This is a genomic window from Micromonospora sp. CA-259024 (assembly GCF_050936255.1).
Lineage (GTDB): Bacteria > Actinomycetota > Actinomycetes > Mycobacteriales > Micromonosporaceae > Micromonospora.
Window position 1 is genome coordinate 1,655,214 of sequence record NZ_JBNJND010000002.1, and the last position, 17,838, is coordinate 1,673,051.

Genomic DNA, 17,838 nt, shown 5'->3' on the forward strand with positions numbered 1-17,838 from the left:
GCGGTCCGGGAGCGCCCGCACCGCTGCGGTCAGCTCAGCAGACCGCCGAGCAGACCGCCCTCCTGCTGCTGCTGACCGCTGCCCATGACCGGCGGCTCCTCGGACGGCTGCACCACCACGAAACCCTGGCCGGCGAAGCTCATCGTGAACGACTCACCGGTGCGGCGGCCCAGCAGAGTGCCGAGGCCGAGCTGCTCGGCTCGGTGGTACCCGGTCTGGAGGTTGGCCGACCAGCAGACCGCGGCCTGCGGGTCGACGTACGTCGGCGCGTCCACGTTGAGCACGACCGGGGTGCCCTTGGTGGTGATGGCGATCCGTCCGTAGCCGCTGAACACGCAGTTGAACAGGCCGGACGAGGAGGCCATGCCGGCACCGCCGACCATCCTGATGTCGTACTGGAGGGTCGAGTCGAAGGCGAGCACGCTGGAGCCGTTGATGGAGAGGGCGTCGCCCGGCTCCAGGTCGATGATGTGCACGTCCTTGGCCAGCTCGGCGAGGAAGACGTCCCCCTGGCCGGAGACCTTCATCAGCGGGACGCCCTCGCCGGTGAGCTTCTGCTTGAGGAACTTGCCGAGCCCGCCCGAGCCCAGCGCCTGGAACTGCACGTTCCCCTGGTAGGCGACCATCGACCCGACCCGGGCCATCGCCTCGCCGTTGAGCTCGATCTTCAACATCTTGGAGTTCTGCAGCCGCATGCCGGGCTGCGCGGACTCCTTCTCCAGATTCTCCGAGGAGAACAGCTCGCTGCGCATGAAAGGGTGCCTCCTGACAGGGTTGCGGTCGCTGCACCGACGGTAGGCGACCAGGGCAACCACGGGCCATCGGCCGAGCGGCGCGCCGCGATCCGGCCGCCGACCAGTGGGCTCAGCCCCAGCCCAGTGCGTGCAGCCGCTCGTCGTCGATGCCGAAGTGGTGGGCGATCTCGTGCACCACGGTCACCGCGACCTCATCGACGACATCGTCGTCGTCGTCGCAGATTCGCAGGATCGGGTGCCGGTAGATGAAGATCCGGTCCGGCAGGACGCCGGAATAGTCCCAGCCGCGGGTGGTGAGGGCGTGGCCTTCGTAGAGGCCGAGCAGGTCGGGCTCCCCCTGCGGCGGGTCGTCCTCGACGAGGATCACCACGTTGTTCATCAGGCCGAGCAGTTCCTCGGGCACCTCGTCGAGGGCTTCGCCGACCAACTCCTCGAAGCGCTCGCGGGTCATCTCCACCGGCATCTCACCCATTCTGCCCGACGCCGGCTGCGCCCCGCCCGGACACGATGGGCCGCCGACCGGTCCGCGCGCCCACGGAAGAGGACCGCCCGGCGGGCGGGAACCCCGGCCGTGGACGCGCGGGTGTGTGGGTCGACCGGCTCAGGAAGCCAGGCGGGCGTTGAGGGTGATCTCGGCGCCCGGCGAGAGCAGGCGGGAGATCGGGCAGTTGGCCTTGGCGGCCTCGGCGAGCTTCTGGAACTCCGCGTCGTCGATCCCCGGGACCTGGCCGACGGTCTCCAGGTCGATCCGGGTCACGGTCATCCCGGCGTCGGTCTTGTCGAGGTGGACCTTGGCGGTGGTCTCCACCGAGGTGGCCGTCGAGCCAGCGTCGGCGAGAGCCTTCGAGAACGCCATCGAGAAGCAGCCGGCGTGCGCGGCGGCGATCAGCTCCTCGGGATTGGTGCCCTCGCCCTCCTCGAAGCGCGACTTGAAGGAGTAGTTGCCCGACAGGCCGCCCTTACCGGTGCGGACGGTGCCAGAGCCCTCGGTGAGATTGCCCTGCCATTGTGCTGAAGCGGTACGGATAGGCATGAGGAGAACGCTAGCGGAAAGGTGACCGCCGAGCGACCGACCGCCACGGACGCCCGCCTTGCGATCCCGGTCACCATCAGCCGGCTGTGCCATGATGCGACTCAGGTCCGTGACCGGCGGAAGGATGGCCGATGTCCGAGGAGCTTCCAATCCCACGGCAGGGCGACCGGTCCGAGGACGCGGCCGTGATCGAGTGGGGTGCCGCCGATCCGGCCCCGCGGCGCCGGTTCGGCTGGTCCCTGGCCGGTTTCACGCAGGACCCTCGGCTGCCCCTGCTGCTCGCCGGTCTGGGCGCGGTGGCCGGGGTCGCCTCGCTGGTCGGTGAGTGGCTGGTGATGAGCCTGCCGAACGGCGGGCCCGAGGGGGACGCCACGATCGAGGTGCCCGCCGGGGTGTCCGAGGTCGGCGGCTTCGGGGTCGGCTACCTGGTCGGGCTGCTCGGCCTCGTCTGCACCGTGGCACTGGCGCTGCGGGGCACGGCGGCCGTGCGGCCGAACGCCCGGCTCGCCGGCCTCACCCTGGCCGGCGCCCTGTTGGCGCTGCTCGTCGCCGCCACGGCCACCCTCAACGACCCTGGTCAGCGAAACTTCTTCTACTCACCTCAGGACGGCTTCCGGGCCGAGTACGGACGCGGGCTGGTGATGGCGTTCGCCGCCTGCGTACTGCTCGGCGCGGCTCTGCGGCTGGCCCCGGCCGCGGCGCCCGGCGCACTGACCGGTCCATCGGAGGACGACCGGCCCGGGGACGGGTCGGCGACCCGAAGCTGGCGTCGTCGCCGGGACCGCGACCCGGTCGAGGAGGACGGCCTGCCCGCGCCGGCCGACCTGACCGTCACCCCGGCGGCCCCGTTCGCCCGCCCCGAAACCCCGTCCTGAGCTGCCCCGCGCCCGCCCTCAGCGCGGATCTTGCACTTCCTGCCCTGACATAACTCGCATTCCACGCATCACGACTACCGAAAGTGCAAGATCGCGCGGGGGTGGGGGGACACCTCACGGGTGCCGCTCGTTGGCGCCCGATTCGCCTGGAAGCCATGGTTGCGACCCGTTCCGCGAGGTACGGTTGCTGCCCGCCGTCACGCCGGGTCTCGGTTTCGTTGACCGCGGCAGGTGCGACGGCGGCGGGCGAAGGAGGAACGATGACCCGCCCGGGACTGCCCAAGCTGATCGCGACCGACCTCGACGGGACGCTGGTCCGCAGCGACGACACCGTCTCCGCGTACACCCATGGGGTGCTCGACCGGGTGCGGGCCGCCGGAATTCCGGTGGTCGGCGCGACCGGTCGCGGCCCTCGGCTGACCGAGTTGACCCGCAACGACATCCGTGCCGCCGATTTCCTGGTGATGGCCGGCGGCGGACGGGTCGTCGACCAGAGCGACCCGACCGGCCCGGTGGTGCTCCGAGACGAGCGGTTGCCGGCCGAGGTGCTGGCCCGACTGCTCGCCGACCTGGAGGCCGAGGTCGGCCCGCTGACCGTGATGGTCGAGGCGTCCGACGAGCACGACGCCCCGCTCTGGGGTGACTACCACGAGAGCTGGCCCTACCAGGACCGGTTCGAGGCGCGTAGCCGCGCGGAGTGCCTCTCCTGCGACGTGATCAAGGCGTTCGCCCGGACCGCCGACCACCACGTGGACGAACTGCTGGCGGTGGCTCGCCGGATCGTCCCGCCGCAGGTCGCCACCCTCACCCAGGCCGGGCTCGGCTTCATCGAGATCTGCCCGCCCGGGGTGGACAAGGCGAGCGGGCTGACCGTGGTGGCGCAGACCCTCGGGGTCGACCCGGCCGATGTGCTGGTCTTCGGCGACATGCCCAACGACCTGCCGATGTTCGAGTGGGCCGGCTGGTCGCGGGTGGCGGTCGCCAACGCGCACCCCGACGTCCGGGCCGCCGCCGACGAGGTGACCCTGCGCAACGACGACGACGGGGTGGCGGTGTATCTGGACCGGCTACTGTCCCGGTGATGGGAGAGACACCCCGGCTCATCGCCACCGACATCGACGGCACGCTGATCCGCGACGATCGCACGGTCAGCCCACGCACCGCCGACGTGCTCGCGCGGATCTCCGCGCGCGGCACGCCGGTCGTCCTGGTCACCGGCCGTCCGGTCCGCTGGCTCAAGATGGTGTACGACCAACTGGCCAAGCCTCTGCCGGCTGTCTGCGCCAACGGCGCCGTGGTGTACGACCCGTTCTCCGACGAGGTGCTGCGGGCCGACCCCCTCGCGCCGCAGCACCTGGCCGAGGTGGCCCGGAGGCTGCGCGCCGAGGTGCCCGGCATCAGTTTCGCCGTGGAGATCCTGGACAGCCGGGAGATGCGGCACGAGGCGCACTACCCGCTGCGCTGGGACGTCGACCCGGACGGTATCCGACCGATCGAGACGCCTGAGGAGCTGCTCTCGGTGCCGGCGGTGAAGCTGCTCGCCCGAGCCGGCGAGCAGGACCCGGACGCGTTCGCCGCGCTGATCGCCGCTGCGGTGGCCGGGCTGGCCGAGGCGACGCACTCGTCGTCGTCCGGTCTGGTGGAGATCTCCGCGGCCGGGGTGACCAAGGCGGCCGGGCTGGCCTGGTACTGCGACCGGCTCGGGGTGCAGGCGGCAGATGTGCTGGCTTTCGGCGACATGCCCAACGACGTGCCGATGCTGACCTGGGCCGGGCGCGGCGTGGCGGTGGCCAACGCGCACCGCGCCGTCCTGGCGGTCGCCGACGAGGTGACGACGGCGAACACCGAGGACGGCGTGGCGGCGTACCTGGAGAAGGTCTTCGGGGTGGACTGAGCGGGGTCGCTCAGAGGTATTGGCCGGTGCTGTGCCCCTCGCCGCCGCCGGGCTGGCCGATGCCCGGCATCCCCGGGACGACGCCACCGGGACCGCTGGGCAGCGCCTGCCGGCCGCCACGCATCTGCTCGAGCTGAACCCGGGCGGCCATCTGCTGAGCCACCAGGGCCGCCTGGATGCCGTGGAACAGGCCCTCCAGCCAACCGACGAGCTGGGCGTGCGCGATCCGCAGTTCGCTCTCGCTGGGGGCCTTGTCCTCGGCGAAGGGCAGCGAGATGCGCTCCAGCTCGTCGCGCAGCTCGGGAGCGAGGCCCTCCTTGAGCTCGACGATCGACCGCTCGTGGATCTCTCGCATCCGGTTGCGGCTGGCGTCGTCGAGGGGCGCGGCCTTCACCTCCTCCAGCAGCTGCTTGATCATGCTGCCGATCCGCATCACCTTGGCCGGCTGTTCGACAAGGCGGGTCGGGTCCTCGCCCTGGCCCTCGTCGGTCTGCATCGTGCCGATCGGCCGGCCGTCCGGGCCGACCACCACCACCGTGCCGGAGTGGCCGGAGTCGTCGGGGCCGGGCTCGTCGTTCTGTCCAGCGGAGCGCGCTTCGGTCATGGGGTCCATCTTTACCCAGCGGGCGCGACCCATGCCGCCCGGGACCGACTACCGGTGCTGAACCACCCGGGTGGGGCGCGCTACCGTCGCGCCATGCCTGCCGACCCGCGCGCCGTCCTGACCCGGCCCGCACCGGAGCCCGACCGCACCGTGGCGTACGGCGACCACCCGGATCAGGTCGCCGACCTGCGGCGCCCGGCGGGGACCGGCCCGGCACGGCCGCTGGTCATCGTGCTGCACGGCGGTTTCTGGCGGGTCGAGTACGACCGGCGGCACACCGGCCCGCTGGCCGCGGCCCTCGCCGCGCGCGGCTACCCGGTGGCGCAGCTGGAGTACCGGCGGACCGGGCAGCCGGGAGGTGGCTGGCCGGGCACGTTGACCGACGTCCTGACCGGGGTGGCCGAGCTGCCCGCGCTGGCCGCCGAGGCGCTGCCCGGCCGGGTGACCCTGGCCGCGCCGATCCTGATCGGGCACTCCGCCGGCGGTCACCTGGCGCTGTACGTTGCGGCGACCGCCCCGGCGGCGGTGGGCGGGGTGCTCGCCCTGGCCCCGGTGGCCGACCTGGGCGAGGCGTACCGGCGAAATCTGGACTCGGGCGCGGTGGCCGCGTTGCTCGGCGGCGGCCCGACCGAGGTCCCGGACCGGTACGCGGCAGCGGATCCACGGATGCTGGTGCCCACACGAACACGCACAGTAGTCATGCATGGCTCGGAGGATCTGCAGGTTCCGGCGGAGATGAGCCGGGACTTCGTCGTGGAGGCGCGTGCCTCGGGATCCGATATTTCCCTTGTCGAACTGCCCGGATGCGAGCATTTCGGGCTGATCGACCCGGAGTCTTCCGCCTGGCCTCAGCTCCTCGATGTGTTGCGGTCCCTGCACGATGATCACTAGCCATTGACGCAGCGTCGCGGACCAGGTAGAACGCCGGAGGGGCCGTGTTCTGCCCTGCAACGCTCCTTGGAAGGAACTCGGTGTCGCAGATGAATCGCAGGCGGGCGCTCCAACTCTTGGCCGCGCTCGGTACCACCGGGTTCGTCGCCGGATGTGGCTCCGACACCGACGCCCAGCCGACCGCCAACCGCAGCCCGGTCAAGATCGGGATGATCACGCCGCAGGCCGGTGGCTTCAAGAGCATCGGCGAGGACATCACCAACGGCTTCCAGCTCTTCCTCGACCTGCACGACCAGCGGCTGGGTGGCCACCCGGTCGAGCTGCTGACCGCCGACGAGGGCGACACGGCGCAGACGGGCAAGGCCGCCGTCGACGGCCTGCTCAAGCAGGGCGTGCTGGCGCTCACCGGGGTGGTCAACTCGGCGGTGATGGTCGGCATCCGCGACACCGTGGAGCAGGCCCGGGTCCCGCTGATCGGCTCGAACGCCTCCCCGAGCAGCCTGCAGAGCGTCTTCTACATCTGGCGGACGTCCTACGTGCTGGACGAGGCCGGCCGGGCACTGGGCCGCTACCTGCGCGACCAACTGCCGGCGAACGGCCGCGTCGCGATCATCATGCCGGAGAACGTCGGCAGCCCAGACGTGGTGCGCGGCTTCCGGCAGGAGTTCGGGGCGACCGACCCGCGGATCGGCGACCCGGTGACCTACACCAACGCCACCCCCACCCCGGGCAAGACCACGTACGCCGCGGACATCAGCAAGGCGCTGGCCAAGAGGCCCACGGCGGTCTTCTGCTTCTTCGCCGGGGCGGCCGCCGTGGAGTTCATCAAGCAACTGCGCGAGAAGTTCAGAGGGCCGATCTACGCACCCGGCTTCCTCACCGAGGGCAACGTGCTGGACAACCTGAAGGACAACGCGCTGGGCATCCAGACCGCGCTGAACTACTCGGCCGACCTGAACAACACGTCAAACCGGGTCTTCGCCTCGGCCTACCGCAAGAAGCACCAGGTCACGCCCACCACGTACGCCATGGCGTCGTACGACGCGGCGCAGGTGCTCGACCAGGCGATCCAGCTGACCGGCGGTAAGCCCACCCCGCAGCAGGTCAACCTGGCGCTGGGCAAGATCGGCCAGATCGACAGCCCGCGCGGCATCTGGCAGTTCAACCAGCCGCGTACCCCTCAGCAGAAGTGGTACCTGCGGGAGGTGCAGCGCGACGGCCAGGTCATGTCGAACGTGCTGATCAACGAGCTGGCCACGCTGGGCTGACCGCCCACCGCAGCGACGGTCAGGGGCCGGTCTCCCGTTCGAGAGGCCGGCCCCTGACGTACGCGGTGCGGGATGGGTCAGTGCCGCAGTTCGGCGATGCAGCACTTCACGCTGCCGCCGCCCTTCTTCAGCTCGGCCAGGTCGACCGGGACCGGGGTGTAGCCGGCGGCCTTGAGCTTGCCGGCCAGCCGGGTGGCCTCGCTGTTGAGCACCACGTTCGCCCCGTCGCTGACCAGGTTGAGCCCGAAGGCCATCGCGTCCTCGTCATCGGCGATCACCGCGTCCGGGAAGAGTTGGGTGAGCACCCGCTGGCTGGCGGCGGAGAACGCGCCCGGGAAATAGACCACGTTCGAGTCGTCGATAGCCGCCAGCGCCACGTCCAGGTGATAGAAGCGGGGGTCGATCAGGCGCAGCGACACCACCGGCCGGCCCAGCGCCTCCTGCGCCTCGGCGTGCGCCGCGACGTCGGTGCGGAAGCCGTGCCCGGCCAGGATCAGCCCGCCGTGCGCCTCCGGCACGTACGCGAAGTCGCCCTCACCCTCGTTGGTCTCGCTCGGTGCGATGAACCGCCAGCCCTGCGACTCGTAGAAGGCGTGGTGGGCGGCGGCCTCGGCGGCCCGCTGCTCGTGCTTGAACTGTGCGCCGTAGACGCTGCCGTCCACCACGAAGGCACCGTTGGCGGCGTAGACCATGTCGGGCAGGCCCTGCTCGGGGGTGAGCAGGTGCACCTCGTGCCCGAGTACGACAAGCGTCTCGCGCAGCCGGTCCCACTGCTTGACGGCCAGGTCCCGGTCGACCGGGGTGGTCACGTCCATCCACGGGTTGATCGCGTACTCGACCGCGAAGTGCTCGGGCGAGCACATGAGATATGTCCGCTTTCGCGGGACTCGCTGCTGGTTCACGGTCACCAAGAGTAGGTACCGTTGAACTTTGGTAACAGCCACAACCGTTGCTTCTCAGAGGCGGAACGTTGCAGATCGACGCGGTAGACCAGCGGATCATTGCGTTACTCGTCGCCGACGCCCGTGCGTCGTACGCCGACATCGGTACCCGGGTGTCACTCTCCGCCCCGGCGGTCAAGCGCCGCGTCGACCGACTACGGGCCACCGGCGTGATCAGGGGATTCACGGCTGTCGTGGATCCGGCCGCCGTCGGCTGGACCACCGAGGCGTTCGTCGAGCTGTTCTGCGCCGGCCGGACCACCCCGGCGCAGATCGGCGTGGCCGCCCGACGGCACCCGGAGGTGGTCGGCGCGTACACGGTCTCCGGTGAGGCGGACGCGCTGGTGCACCTGCGCGCCGCGGACATCGCCCATCTGGAGGCAGCGCTGGAGCGGCTGCGTGCCGAGTCCTTCGTGACCTCCACCCGCAGCACCATCGTGCTCTCCCGACTGGTGGAATCCCCCGGCGTGGGTCCCTCCACCTGACCTTGACCTCAAGCCCACTTCAACAGTTGCAATGGTCATGGCGTGGCACGACGCCCGCCGCGACCGAGGGGGACGACGTGCGGGCGATCTGGTTGCGTGAGTTCGGGGGGCCCGACGTACTGGTGCCGGGCACCGCGCCCGACCCGACGCCCGGGCCCGGGCAGGTGGTGATCGACGTCGCGCACGCGAACATCACCTTCGTCGAGACCCAGCAGCGCTCCGGTCGCCCCGGCCCGTTCCAGGTCACCCCACCGCTGATCCCCGGCAACGGCGTCGGCGGGGTGATCACCGCCGTCGGGCCGGAGGTCGACGTGGTGCTGACCGGGCGCCGGGTGGTCAGCGCCACCGGCGGCTCCGGCGCATACGCCGAACGTGTGGCGGTGGACGCGTCCGCGCCCATCGAGGTGCCCGCCGCGTTGGCGCTGGACGAGGCGGTGGCACTGCTGGCCGACGGGCGCACCGCCACCATGCTGGTCGAGACGGTGGGCATCCACCCGGGTGACCGAGTGCTGGTGGAAGCCGCCGCCGGCGGTGTGGGCAACCTGCTGGTGCAGATCGCGTCCCGGGCGGGCGCCCGGGTGATCGGCGCGGCCGGCGGGCCACGCAAGGTGGAGTTGCTACCCGGCCTGGGCGCCGAGCTGGCCGTCGACTACCTCCTGCCCGACTGGGCCGACCGCGTCCGGGCCGCGATGGGCGGGATCGACGTGGTGCTCGACGGGGTCGGCGGGGCGGTGGCCGGGGCGGCTTTCGACCTGCTGGAGCCGGGCGGCCGCATGGTCAGTTTCGGGTTGGCGAGCGGGGAGTGGTCCCCGGTGTCGGCGGAGGCCGCCACGGCACGGCAGGTGACTCTGGTCCGGCCGGACGTGCCACCCGCGCGGCTGCGGGCGTACACCCAGCAGGCCCTGCGGGACGCGGCGGCCGGCCACCTACGACCGCTGATCGGCCAGCGGTTCCCGTTGGAACGCGCCGCCGACGCGCACGCCGCGATCGAGGCACGCGCGACGGTCGGCAAGACGCTGCTGGACGTCTCCTAGAGGTACATGCCGGTGCGGTGCTGCGACTCGTCGCGACGGACCGGCTTGTCGCCCTCACCGAAGAACCGCTTGCCGCCGAACTCCCCGTGCAGGCGGTCGTCCAACTCGTCGGCGAGACCGGTCATCACCTGCACCGCCAGCATCAGGTGGGTGGCCTGGAAGTTGCGGCCGAACACCGGGATGGACGCCCAGACCGTGTCATCGGCGCAGTAGAGACGGCCGATCGGCATCCGGTTCGTCAGTTCGGAGAGCTTGACGTAGAGCCGCTCGGTCGGCTCCACCTCGGTGAGCACCGGGGAGAAGACGTCCACCAGGGGCGGATTGTCCCGCACCCGCACGAAGACCATCGCCGAGCCGGCGCGGATGGTGATGTCGCCGTCCGAGTCGACCTGCAACCGGTCGGCTTCCGACTTCAACATGGTGGAGACCACGGTGCGGACCCGATCCGCCAGGTCGAGCACGTCGTCCCGCTCGACCTGCGCGGCGGCCGCCTCGGCGAGCGCCTCCTCCAGGTCGGCCTCGACGTCGGCGTCCGGGCCGAACTCGCTGCGCGCGGTGCCCAGCGGGTCCACGGCCAGCGGCTCGCCCTCGGCGTCCTGCACCAGATAGACGAGGAAGGCCGGGTGCGGGGCGCCGTAGACGTCCCGCAGCGTCCGGGAGAGCAGCGCGGCGATCCGGGTCGACTCGGTCGTCGTACCGTCCATCCCGAAGGAACCGCCGGAGCCGGCGACCACACCGGGCGGGGACCAGCCGAGCGCGACCATGTCCGCCACCGCGCTGCGGTCCAGTCGATAGCCCGCCGGCAGGGTGGCGTTCCCGACCGCCCGGGCGGACAGCACGCCGTCGCCGTCCACGTCGACGCTGATCGAGTAGACGGCGTCCCCGGTGCCCGAGGCGGTCGGGTCCAGGGTCACCTCAAGGTGCGCGCCCTCAGGAAGCTCCCGCAGCCGTACGGCGAGCGCGCGGGCGAACTCCCGCCACGCCTCGGTCACCTTCGCCCGTAGGTCGGTGGTGCTGGGTTCGTCGAGCAGGATCGATTCCGCCGGCTCAGCCGTAGCGCCAGGCAGCTCACCGTGCGGCGCCGAGGGGTGGTCAGCCGTCATGATCGCCTCCGTCCGTCACGATCACCCTACCCACGCGGCCGGGAGGCCGAATCAGCCCGGACCGGGATCGGACAACGGCGATCAGGGGGCGGTCGGATCGGCGGGGTCGGCGCCCAGCTCGACCGGCCAGGTGCCGGCCAGAGCACTGAGCCGCGCCGCGGCGTCCGCCGGGTCGGCACCCCGGCCGACCGCCAGCCCGAACAGGTACGCGGTGACCGGCGCGCCCGGCCGCAGCACCTGGTGGGCGACGTCGCGGGCCAGATCGAGCACCGCTGGCACGGGCACCCCGGCCGGGTCCAGGTCCAGTTCGGCGCAGACCGCCGTGACCCAGTCGTCCATCACCGTCATCGCGCCCACTCCTCAGCCCGGCGTACGTCCTCGTCAGTGTCGCAGTCGAACCAGGGCGGCGGGCCGTCGCCGGACCAGGGCACGTCCCGCACGACGAGATTGGCCAGCAGCGCCCGGACCGGGGCCCCGGCCAGGCTGCCGTCCCGCTCGACCGCCAGCCGGTCCAGGCCGGCCCGCAGCGCGGCGACCCGCCAGACACCGCAGAGCGACTGCCGTCGCCCGTCGGCGTCCACGAAGCACGCCCCGTCGGGCCCGGTGCCGGCTCCCTCCCGCGCGAGGTGGTTCAGCAACTCCCCGATCGCGGACCGGGTGAGGAGCGGCAGGTCGGCGGCGAGCAGCGCGACCAGGGCCGTGTCGGGGTCGAGCAGCGCCAGCCCGGCAGCCGCCGCCGCGACCGGGCCCCCGCCGGGCGGATCCTCCCGGGTGACCCGCACGCCCGGCGGAACCGCGTCGATCGGACCGACAAGCACCCGTGCCGTCGCATCGGTGACGGCGGCCAGCACACGGTCGCGCATCGGTCGGCCACCGACCGGAAGCGCGGGCTTGTCCACCCCGCCCATCCGGCGGGCTGCCCCACCCGCGAGCACCACTGCGGCGTACGTCTCCACCCGGCCACGGTAGCCGGGTGAACGCCCGGACGCGCTCGCTGCCACGTGCCCGATGCCCGGTGGTCGTGCGGGCGTGCCGGCGCGGGGTGGAGGATGGCGGGATGGGACGGGCAACTGATCGACGGGGCGTACTCCGGATCGACCTTGACGCCGCGGCCGGACGCGGGTCCGTCCGCCGGCCGGACACCCTCGCGGTGGAGGAGCCGCTGGAGATCCGGGTCGGCGCGGCCGGCCCCGGCCGACGACGGCCGCTCGCCGTCACCATGCGCACCCCCGGCGACGACCTGGACCTGGCCATCGGGTTCCTGTTGACGGAAGGGCTGATCCGGTCGACCGACGACGTGCTGACCGCCCAGCTCTGTGCTGGCGCGGAGACGCCGAACACGTACAACGTGGTGGACGTGGTGCTCGCCCCCGGCGTGCCGGAGCCGACCGCCGACCCGTCCCGGAACTTCTACACGACCAGTTCCTGCGGGGTGTGCGGCAAGGCCAGCATCGACGCGATCCGCACCCGGTCGCTGTTCTCGGTCTCGGCCGACCCGCTCAGCGTGCCCGCCGCGCTCCTCGCCGAGCTGCCCGACCGGCTGCGCGCCGCCCAGCGGGGCTTCGAACGGACCGGTGGGCTGCACGCCGCGGGCCTGTTCAGCCCCGACGGCGGGCTGGTCGTGCTCCGGGAAGACGTGGGCCGGCACAACGCCGTGGACAAGGTGATCGGCTGGGCGGTGCGGGAACGCCGGCTGCCGCTGGCCGGGCACCTGCTGCTGGTCTCCGGCCGGGCCAGCTTCGAGCTGACCCAGAAGGCGTGGATGGCGGGGTTGCCGCTGCTGGCCGCGGTGTCCGCCCCGAGCACCCTCGCCGTCGAACTGGCCGACGAGGCGGGGATGACGCTTGTCGGTTTCCTGCGCGGCAACACGATGAACGTCTACGCCCGTCCCGAACGGGTCACCATCTGATCCGCCAGGATCCGCTCGGGTGCAGGTGGAGGATCCGCCCGCGAGACGCTGTCGAGCTGATGTCGTAAACGAATCAGTGGGTCGACTGGCGCCACCGCGGGCCGAGACGCCACCTGATGTCACAAGCGACTCAGCTCGAAAGCGTCGTACGACCCCTTGACCGCGAACCACCTCGGCCACCACCACCGCCCCCACGGAGCACGGATGCCAGCCCCTCGCGCCAGCCAACTGGGGCCCACCTAGTCGAACAGCCCCAACCGAATCACGGCGTCGCGGGCCAGCAGGAATCCGGCGATGCCGAGGATCCAGCCGAGCATGCCGCCGGAGTGCCGCACGATCCAGGCGTTGAGTCGGGCCAGCACGGGCTCGACCAGCCTCGGCCACGCCATCCGCGCGCCCAGCAGCAGCACCGCTGGCAGCACCATGACCAGGCAGTAGCCGGCGAGCAGCCCCACGATCTCCGCCACGCCGAGCCCGGAGGTGGTCAGCAGGCCGACCGCGCCGAGGTACGGCAGCATCGTCGCCACCTCCGCGAGCGCGGCGAGCAGCGCCAGCCCCACGAGCCAGCGCACCGAGGAGTCACCGGCGGTGGCCCGGTCCCGCCAGCGCAGCACACCACCGCCGCGCGGGCGTCGTTTGCCGTCGTAGCGGAAGCTCAGCGCGAACAGCCCGATCCCGAGGACGAGCTGCGCCCAGAGCACCGGCCGGTTGTCCAGCGCCCCGCCGAGCACGTCGGCCAGCCGGCTGCCGCCAACGGCGAGCAACAGCCCGACCGCGAAGTAGAAGGCGAGGATCGTGCCGAGATAGACAAGGATCCGCCGGGCGTTGACCGTCCCGGGCGCGAGCAGCAACCAGACCGGAATGAAGAGGGTGCCGATGCTGGTGCTGTCCACCAGGGCCAGCCCGGCCAGCGTCAGCAGCAACCCGGCGGTCATGGGGTACCCGAGCGAAGAGTGAACACCGGATCATTGTTCGTCGGCGGCTACGCCACCGCGTCGGCCGCGAACAGGAGAAACGCGTACATCGTTCGACGGAGGCCAGCGGGGCTACCGAGCCTGGACCCAACCGATGAATCGTTCGGTCAGGCCGTGATCGACTCGGGTTCGCTGAGAACAGGGTGACCCGGCAGCGTGGACACCCCGACTTCCGTGAAGCGGAGTCGATCAACCACTGCTCTGTCGCACGTCAGGCCAGGTCGAGGATGCTCCAGTTGGTTGGTAACACCTTCGCCGCCAGCTTGGGCCGCGCCGTCGCGTAGTGCGCCTCGTGGCTGAGTGCCGCACGAGCGGCATGGCCGAGCGAGATGTCCCCATCCACGGCGCGGGCCAGCGTGCCGGTGTCTCGCACATCGTCGGCATCGAGCGGCAGCAGGCGTATCACCGGGGTACTCATCATCAGGGCCAACAGCGCGGTGCCCACCTCGTCGCCCACGGCCGCGATGGCGACCGCCAGACAGGTCGCGGGGACGGCCAACTGCCGGCCCTCATCGGCGACCTCCAGCATCAACTCCCCCACCGAGACATTGCCCTCGATGTAGGCCGTCAACGCCGACGCGTCGAACACAGCCGCGATCTGATCACTCACCCGGCGCGTCCCAACATCCGGCGCCCTTCAGCCAGGGCATCCGCCGGGATGGGCGTCGACAGCCGCTCCCGCCACCGCGCCCTGCCCGCCTCGGTCACCTCGATGCCGGCTCGCCGCAGCACCTCATGGAGGTGCACAACGGCCATCTGGGCCCGCACCGCCGCGGTGATCGCCGCCGAGACGTTGGGCTGCTGGTCGAGCCACTCCGCGACGTCGTCGGGGAGGCTCACGGAGCGCTTCACGGTCATGGCCGTCAGCCTACCAACTCTGGTAGCACCCACGGTATTACCGCGCGCTTGGCCGGGCTGGTCAGCGGCGGCCACGTCGGCTCCGCTTGCGCGGACGGATCACCCCGGGCATCCCGACCGACGGCCAGCCGTCCAGCTCGGAGGGGGGCACGCCGCGCCGGAGCAGGTCGTCCAGCAGCACGGCGAGCGAGTAGTCGGGGTGCACGCTCAGCGTGCGTTCGAGCGCTACCGCGGCCAGTGCACCCTGCCCCGCGCGCCAGGCCGCGAACGCCAACAGCGCACCGGGCGCGGCGGTCAGCTCCGGCTCGGCCCGGCGCAGCACGTCGGTCCAGAGGGCAATGTCCCGGTCCCGGCCGTCGGTGCGTTCCCAGGCGTGATCGCGGACCGGCAGGTGGGTCATCAGCACGCACAACCAGGCCACCTCGTCGTCGTCAAGCCGCTCACCACGGCGTTGCCGTCGCTGGGCCTCACGGACCGCCACCACCCCGGCGGAGCGCAGTGCCCGACCACCGAGCAGGTCACTCGCGGGCGCCTGCCCGATCAGCTCGCCCAGTCTCAGCTCGGCACGGGCGGTGGCCGCACGCGCCGCGTCCCGGGCCGGGCCGTCCACCGATGCCACCTGCGCCACGAGGGCGGCCCGGTCGGGGAGTGCGACCTGACCGGCGAAGACCGCCGAGGCGGTCACCGGGTTGGCGGTCGGGTCGTAGCGCCGCCCCTCGGGCGGGCAGCAGTCTGGCTCGGTGCAGAGGTAGGACCACCACCGACCATCGGTCACCCGCAGCGCGTCGAGCACGTCCATCCCGGCGCCGCTCAGTGCGGCGCGCACCGCGTCCACCGCCGGGGTGACCCGGTCGGGCGGGCCGTAACCGACCACGGTGGCGGCCTCCGCGCCCTGCCGGCGGATCACGCTGGCCAGGTGCCGGGCCCGCTCGACCGGATCGGTCGACGGGTCGGGCAGGTCGACACGGGCGGCGAAGATGATCTGCCGGCCGAGCAACGCCACGGCGACCACGCTGTCGGTGGGATGAAAGCCGAGCAGGTACGGCACAGCGGCGATCAGGTCGGCGGGTGAGCGGACGGCGAGCTGCGGGCGTTCGGTCGAGGTCATGTCGGAAGCCTGCGGCGGGTGTGCAGGGCCCCGCCGCCCCTGTGGACGACACGCGGTTTATCCACAGTTACTCAGCGTGTTTTCGCTGCTCATCCCGTTTTCGCAGGGGGCCGAAAGTGACCCGATGTCCTCGGGCGACGCCGTGTGTCGGAAGGAGCGGTTACCGTGCGCTGATGGACCTGGCGTACCTGCGCGCACACCCGGCACACCTGCCGACGTTCCGGACGCACCAGCGGCTCCGGGAGACACCGGTCGCCGGTGGGAGCATCTGCGCCGCCGCCCGGCTCACCCTGGACGACGGCCACTCCGTCTTCGCCAAGTCCTGGCCCGAGGGGGCGGGCCGACCGGTGCCGGAGGGCTTCTTCGCCACTGAGGCCGCCGGGTTGCGCTGGCTGCGGGAGGCCGAATCTGTCGGCGTACCCGAGGTGATCGTGGCGCTGCCCGACCTGCTGGCGCTCGACTGGGTGGAGCCCGGCGAGCCGACGCCGGAGGCCGCGGACCGCTTCGGCCGGGAGTTGGCCGGCCTGCACCGGGCGGGCGCAGCCGCCTTCGGTGCGACCTGGCCCGGTTTCATCGGCGCGCTTCCCCAGGACAACACCCCCGCCGACGGGCCGTGGTCGACGTGGTTCGCCGAGCGACGCCTCAGCCCCTATCTGCGGCGCTCGGTCGACGGCGGTGCGCTGACCAACGCCGACGCCACGTTGGTCGAGCAGGTGATCGGTCGGGTCGGCGGGCTCGGCGGCGACGAGCCGCCCGCGCGCATCCACGGCGATCTGTGGCCGGGCAACGTGCTGTGGGGTGCCGACGATCGGGTTTGGCTGGTCGACCCGGCGGCGCACGGCGGGCACCGGGAAACGGATCTCGCCCAGCTCGCACTCTTCGGGGGCATCCCGTACCTGGATCGGGTGCTGGCCGCCTACCAGGAGAGTTGGCCGCTGCCGGAGGGCTGGCGCGAGCGGGTGCCACTGCATCAACTGCATCTGCTGCTCGTGCACACCGCGCTCTTCGGTGGCAGTTACCGCGATGTGGTCGTCCAGACCGCCCGTGCCGTCCTGGGCCGGGCCGAGCGCGCTACGGTCGACAGGTGAGCGTCGCCCCGGGGACCGCCGGCGTCCTCGTCGACCGGTACGGCCGCGTCGCCCGAGACCTGCGCGTGTCTCTCACCGACAAGTGCAACCTGCGATGCACCTACTGCATGCCGGCGGAAGGGCTGCCCTGGCTGGCCGGCCCCGAGTTACTGACCGACGAGGAGGTCATCCGGCTGGTCCGGGTGGCCGTCGAGCGGCTCGGCGTGACCGAGGTGCGGTTCACCGGGGGTGAGCCGCTGATCCGACCCGGGCTGGTCGGCATCGTGACCGCGGTCGCCGCGTTGACACCCCGCCCCCGGGTCTCGCTGACCACCAACGGCATCGGCCTGGACCGGCTGGCCCCGGCGCTACGGACGGCCGGCCTGGACCGGGTGAACGTCTCACTGGACACCCTGGACCCGGAACGCTTCACCCGGCTGACCCGCCGCCCCCGCCTCGACGCGGTGCTGGCCGGGCTCGCCGGAGCGGCTGCGGCCGGGCTCAGCCCCGTGAAAATCAACTCTGTGCTGATGCGCGGTGTCAACGAGGACGAGGCGCCGGCCCTGCTCCGCTTCGCCGTCGACCACGACTACCAGCTGCGGATCATCGAGCAGATGCCGTTGGACGCCCAGCACGGCTGGGACCGCGACACGATGGTCACCGCCGAGGAGATCCTGACCTCGCTGCGTACCGCCTTCACTCTCAGCCCCGACCCGGCCGAGCGCGGGGCGGCACCGGCGGAGACCTGGCTGGTCAACGGCGGCCCCGCCCGGGTCGGTGTGATCGCCAGCGTCACCCGCCCCTTCTGTGGGGACTGTGACCGCACCCGGCTGACTGCGGACGGCCAGGTCCGCGCCTGCCTCTTCGCGACCGAGGAGTCCGACCTGCGCGCCGCGCTCCGCACCGGCGCGGACGACGACGAGGTGGCCCGGCGCTGGCGTGCCGCAATGTGGGGCAAACGCGCCGGGCACGGCATCGACGACCCCACCTTCCTCCAGCCGACCCGGCCGATGTCCGCGATCGGAGGCTGAGGCGTGGT

General features: G+C 72.0%; 22 protein-coding genes. 10 read left to right on the plus strand and 12 right to left on the minus strand.

Annotated features, from left to right (window positions below):
* Window positions 1-29: 29 nt before the first annotated feature.
* The 3 genes from ACQEUX_RS27185 to ACQEUX_RS27195 all read right to left on the minus strand — a co-directional run bounded on the left by ACQEUX_RS27185 (window position 30) and on the right by ACQEUX_RS27195 (window position 1,788).
* Window positions 30-752, minus strand: coding sequence for an AIM24 family protein (locus ACQEUX_RS27185; protein ID WP_269681844.1), 723 nt, complete (start codon window positions 750-752; stop codon window positions 30-32).
* A gap of 112 nt (window positions 753-864) precedes the next feature.
* Window positions 865-1,212 carry a metallopeptidase family protein gene (locus tag ACQEUX_RS27190; RefSeq protein ID WP_433057167.1) on the minus strand — a complete coding sequence of 116 codons (348 nt, stop codon included), beginning with the start codon at window positions 1,210-1,212 and terminating at the stop codon, window positions 865-867.
* A gap of 144 nt (window positions 1,213-1,356) precedes the next feature.
* Complete coding sequence (locus ACQEUX_RS27195; protein WP_433054103.1) at window positions 1,357-1,788, minus strand: OsmC family protein; 432 nt, start codon at window positions 1,786-1,788, stop codon at window positions 1,357-1,359.
* 131 nt (window positions 1,789-1,919) lie between these two features.
* Between ACQEUX_RS27195 and ACQEUX_RS27200 the strand changes: the two genes are divergently transcribed.
* From ACQEUX_RS27200 to ACQEUX_RS27210, 3 genes are all read left to right on the plus strand, one after another.
* Entirely contained in the window at window positions 1,920-2,663 is a 744-nt protein-coding gene (locus tag ACQEUX_RS27200) for a hypothetical protein (protein ID WP_433054106.1), read from the plus strand.
* Window positions 2,664-2,923: 260 nt separating this feature from the next.
* Window positions 2,924-3,745, plus strand: coding sequence for an HAD family hydrolase (locus ACQEUX_RS27205; RefSeq protein WP_433054109.1), 822 nt, complete (start codon window positions 2,924-2,926; stop codon window positions 3,743-3,745).
* On the plus strand, window positions 3,745-4,557 hold the full coding sequence (locus tag ACQEUX_RS27210; protein ID WP_433054112.1) for an HAD family hydrolase: 813 nt from the start codon (window positions 3,745-3,747) through the stop codon (window positions 4,555-4,557). Before ACQEUX_RS27205 ends, ACQEUX_RS27210 begins: the two co-directional genes overlap by 1 nt.
* A 10-nt stretch (window positions 4,558-4,567) precedes the next feature.
* Here the strand turns inward: ACQEUX_RS27210 and ACQEUX_RS27215 are convergent, their stop codons facing one another.
* Window positions 4,568-5,170 carry a bacterial proteasome activator family protein gene (locus ACQEUX_RS27215; RefSeq protein ID WP_433054115.1) on the minus strand — a complete coding sequence of 201 codons (603 nt, stop codon included), beginning with the start codon at window positions 5,168-5,170 and terminating at the stop codon, window positions 4,568-4,570.
* Between the two features lie 84 nt (window positions 5,171-5,254).
* Between ACQEUX_RS27215 and ACQEUX_RS27220 the strand changes: the two genes are divergently transcribed.
* Together ACQEUX_RS27220 and ACQEUX_RS27225 are read left to right on the plus strand one after the other, a co-directional pair.
* Window positions 5,255-6,052, plus strand: a complete 798-nt coding sequence (locus tag ACQEUX_RS27220; RefSeq protein WP_433054118.1) for an alpha/beta hydrolase family protein — start codon at window positions 5,255-5,257, stop codon at window positions 6,050-6,052.
* An 80-nt stretch (window positions 6,053-6,132) separates the two neighbouring features.
* Complete coding sequence (locus ACQEUX_RS27225; RefSeq protein WP_433054121.1) at window positions 6,133-7,320, plus strand: ABC transporter substrate-binding protein; 1,188 nt, start codon at window positions 6,133-6,135, stop codon at window positions 7,318-7,320.
* A 77-nt stretch (window positions 7,321-7,397) separates the two neighbouring features.
* On the opposite strand, the gene ddaH is transcribed toward ACQEUX_RS27225, so the two are convergent.
* The gene (gene ddaH / locus ACQEUX_RS27230; protein WP_433054124.1) at window positions 7,398-8,231 is read right to left on the minus strand and encodes a dimethylargininase; all 834 of its coding nucleotides are present in this window, start codon (window positions 8,229-8,231) and stop codon (window positions 7,398-7,400) included.
* A 59-nt stretch (window positions 8,232-8,290) separates the two neighbouring features.
* On the opposite strand from ddaH, the gene ACQEUX_RS27235 reads away from it, so the two are divergent.
* Window positions 8,291-8,746 (plus strand): Lrp/AsnC family transcriptional regulator, encoded by a 456-nt coding sequence (locus ACQEUX_RS27235; RefSeq protein ID WP_347660642.1) that lies wholly within the window; start codon window positions 8,291-8,293, stop codon window positions 8,744-8,746.
* Window positions 8,747-8,823: 77 nt separating this feature from the next.
* Window positions 8,824-9,780: a zinc-binding dehydrogenase gene (locus tag ACQEUX_RS27240; protein WP_433054127.1), complete on the plus strand. Its 957-nt coding sequence runs from the start codon at window positions 8,824-8,826 to the stop codon at window positions 9,778-9,780.
* Here the strand turns inward: ACQEUX_RS27240 and ACQEUX_RS27245 are convergent.
* The 3 genes from ACQEUX_RS27245 to mobA form a co-directional block, all read right to left on the minus strand.
* A complete protein-coding gene (locus ACQEUX_RS27245) occupies window positions 9,777-10,883 on the minus strand; it encodes a T3SS (YopN, CesT) and YbjN peptide-binding chaperone 1 (protein ID WP_433054130.1) in 1,107 nt (368 codons plus the stop codon). The two genes, ACQEUX_RS27240 and ACQEUX_RS27245, sit on opposite strands and share 4 nt — an antisense overlap.
* Window positions 10,884-10,964: 81 nt before the next feature.
* Complete coding sequence (locus tag ACQEUX_RS27250) at window positions 10,965-11,231, minus strand: DUF6457 domain-containing protein (RefSeq protein ID WP_433054133.1); 267 nt, start codon at window positions 11,229-11,231, stop codon at window positions 10,965-10,967.
* Window positions 11,228-11,839, minus strand: coding sequence for a molybdenum cofactor guanylyltransferase (mobA, locus tag ACQEUX_RS27255; RefSeq protein WP_433054136.1), 612 nt, complete (start codon window positions 11,837-11,839; stop codon window positions 11,228-11,230). The genes ACQEUX_RS27250 and mobA overlap by 4 nt, the downstream gene beginning before the upstream one ends.
* 101 nt (window positions 11,840-11,940) lie before the next feature.
* Between mobA and fdhD the strand changes: the two genes are divergently transcribed.
* Window positions 11,941-12,792 carry a formate dehydrogenase accessory sulfurtransferase FdhD gene (gene fdhD, locus ACQEUX_RS27260; protein WP_433054139.1) on the plus strand — a complete coding sequence of 284 codons (852 nt, stop codon included), beginning with the start codon at window positions 11,941-11,943 and terminating at the stop codon, window positions 12,790-12,792.
* A gap of 239 nt (window positions 12,793-13,031) precedes the next feature.
* On the opposite strand, the gene ACQEUX_RS27265 is transcribed toward fdhD, so the two are convergent.
* The 4 genes from ACQEUX_RS27265 to ACQEUX_RS27280 all read right to left on the minus strand — a co-directional run bounded on the left by ACQEUX_RS27265 (window position 13,032) and on the right by ACQEUX_RS27280 (window position 15,732).
* A complete protein-coding gene (locus ACQEUX_RS27265) occupies window positions 13,032-13,727 on the minus strand; it encodes a GAP family protein (RefSeq protein WP_433054142.1) in 696 nt (231 codons plus the stop codon).
* A gap of 250 nt (window positions 13,728-13,977) precedes the next feature.
* A complete protein-coding gene (locus ACQEUX_RS27270; RefSeq protein ID WP_433054145.1) occupies window positions 13,978-14,376 on the minus strand; it encodes a hypothetical protein in 399 nt (132 codons plus the stop codon).
* Window positions 14,373-14,624, minus strand: a complete 252-nt coding sequence (locus tag ACQEUX_RS27275; protein WP_433054148.1) for a hypothetical protein — start codon at window positions 14,622-14,624, stop codon at window positions 14,373-14,375. Before ACQEUX_RS27275 ends, ACQEUX_RS27270 begins: the two co-directional genes overlap by 4 nt.
* A 61-nt stretch (window positions 14,625-14,685) precedes the next feature.
* Window positions 14,686-15,732, minus strand: coding sequence for a DUF4192 domain-containing protein (locus ACQEUX_RS27280; protein WP_433054151.1), 1,047 nt, complete (start codon window positions 15,730-15,732; stop codon window positions 14,686-14,688).
* A 173-nt stretch (window positions 15,733-15,905) separates the two neighbouring features.
* On the opposite strand from ACQEUX_RS27280, the gene ACQEUX_RS27285 reads away from it, so the two are divergent.
* Both ACQEUX_RS27285 and moaA read left to right on the plus strand, forming a co-directional pair.
* Entirely contained in the window at window positions 15,906-16,820 is a 915-nt protein-coding gene (locus ACQEUX_RS27285; protein ID WP_433054154.1) for a fructosamine kinase family protein, read from the plus strand.
* Entirely contained in the window at window positions 16,817-17,830 is a 1,014-nt protein-coding gene (moaA, locus tag ACQEUX_RS27290; protein WP_433054157.1) for a GTP 3',8-cyclase MoaA, read from the plus strand. Before ACQEUX_RS27285 ends, moaA begins: the two co-directional genes overlap by 4 nt.
* Window positions 17,831-17,838 lie beyond the last annotated feature (8 nt).

What these genes read in the sequence shown, in the direction of transcription:
- ACQEUX_RS27185 (WP_269681844.1), bottom strand. Translation starts at nt 752, where the DNA reads ATGCGCAGCGAGCTGTTCTCCTCGGAGAATCTGGAGAAGGAGTCCGCG.
- ACQEUX_RS27195 (WP_433054103.1), bottom strand. Translation starts at nt 1,788, where the DNA reads ATGCCTATCCGTACCGCTTCAGCACAATGGCAGGGCAATCTCACCGAG.
- ACQEUX_RS27200 (WP_433054106.1), top strand. Translation starts at nt 1,920, where the DNA reads ATGTCCGAGGAGCTTCCAATCCCACGGCAGGGCGACCGGTCCGAGGAC.
- ACQEUX_RS27205 (WP_433054109.1), top strand. Translation starts at nt 2,924, where the DNA reads ATGACCCGCCCGGGACTGCCCAAGCTGATCGCGACCGACCTCGACGGG.
- ACQEUX_RS27210 (WP_433054112.1), top strand. Translation starts at nt 3,745, where the DNA reads ATGGGAGAGACACCCCGGCTCATCGCCACCGACATCGACGGCACGCTG.
- ACQEUX_RS27215 (WP_433054115.1), bottom strand. Translation starts at nt 5,170, where the DNA reads ATGGACCCCATGACCGAAGCGCGCTCCGCTGGACAGAACGACGAGCCC.
- ACQEUX_RS27220 (WP_433054118.1), top strand. Translation starts at nt 5,255, where the DNA reads ATGCCTGCCGACCCGCGCGCCGTCCTGACCCGGCCCGCACCGGAGCCC.
- ACQEUX_RS27245 (WP_433054130.1), bottom strand. Translation starts at nt 10,883, where the DNA reads ATGACGGCTGACCACCCCTCGGCGCCGCACGGTGAGCTGCCTGGCGCT.
- ACQEUX_RS27250 (WP_433054133.1), bottom strand. Translation starts at nt 11,231, where the DNA reads ATGACGGTGATGGACGACTGGGTCACGGCGGTCTGCGCCGAACTGGAC.
- fdhD (WP_433054139.1), top strand. Translation starts at nt 11,941, where the DNA reads ATGGGACGGGCAACTGATCGACGGGGCGTACTCCGGATCGACCTTGAC.
- ACQEUX_RS27265 (WP_433054142.1), bottom strand. Translation starts at nt 13,727, where the DNA reads ATGACCGCCGGGTTGCTGCTGACGCTGGCCGGGCTGGCCCTGGTGGAC.
- ACQEUX_RS27275 (WP_433054148.1), bottom strand. Translation starts at nt 14,624, where the DNA reads ATGACCGTGAAGCGCTCCGTGAGCCTCCCCGACGACGTCGCGGAGTGG.
- ACQEUX_RS27280 (WP_433054151.1), bottom strand. Translation starts at nt 15,732, where the DNA reads ATGACCTCGACCGAACGCCCGCAGCTCGCCGTCCGCTCACCCGCCGAC.
- ACQEUX_RS27285 (WP_433054154.1), top strand. Translation starts at nt 15,906, where the DNA reads ATGGACCTGGCGTACCTGCGCGCACACCCGGCACACCTGCCGACGTTC.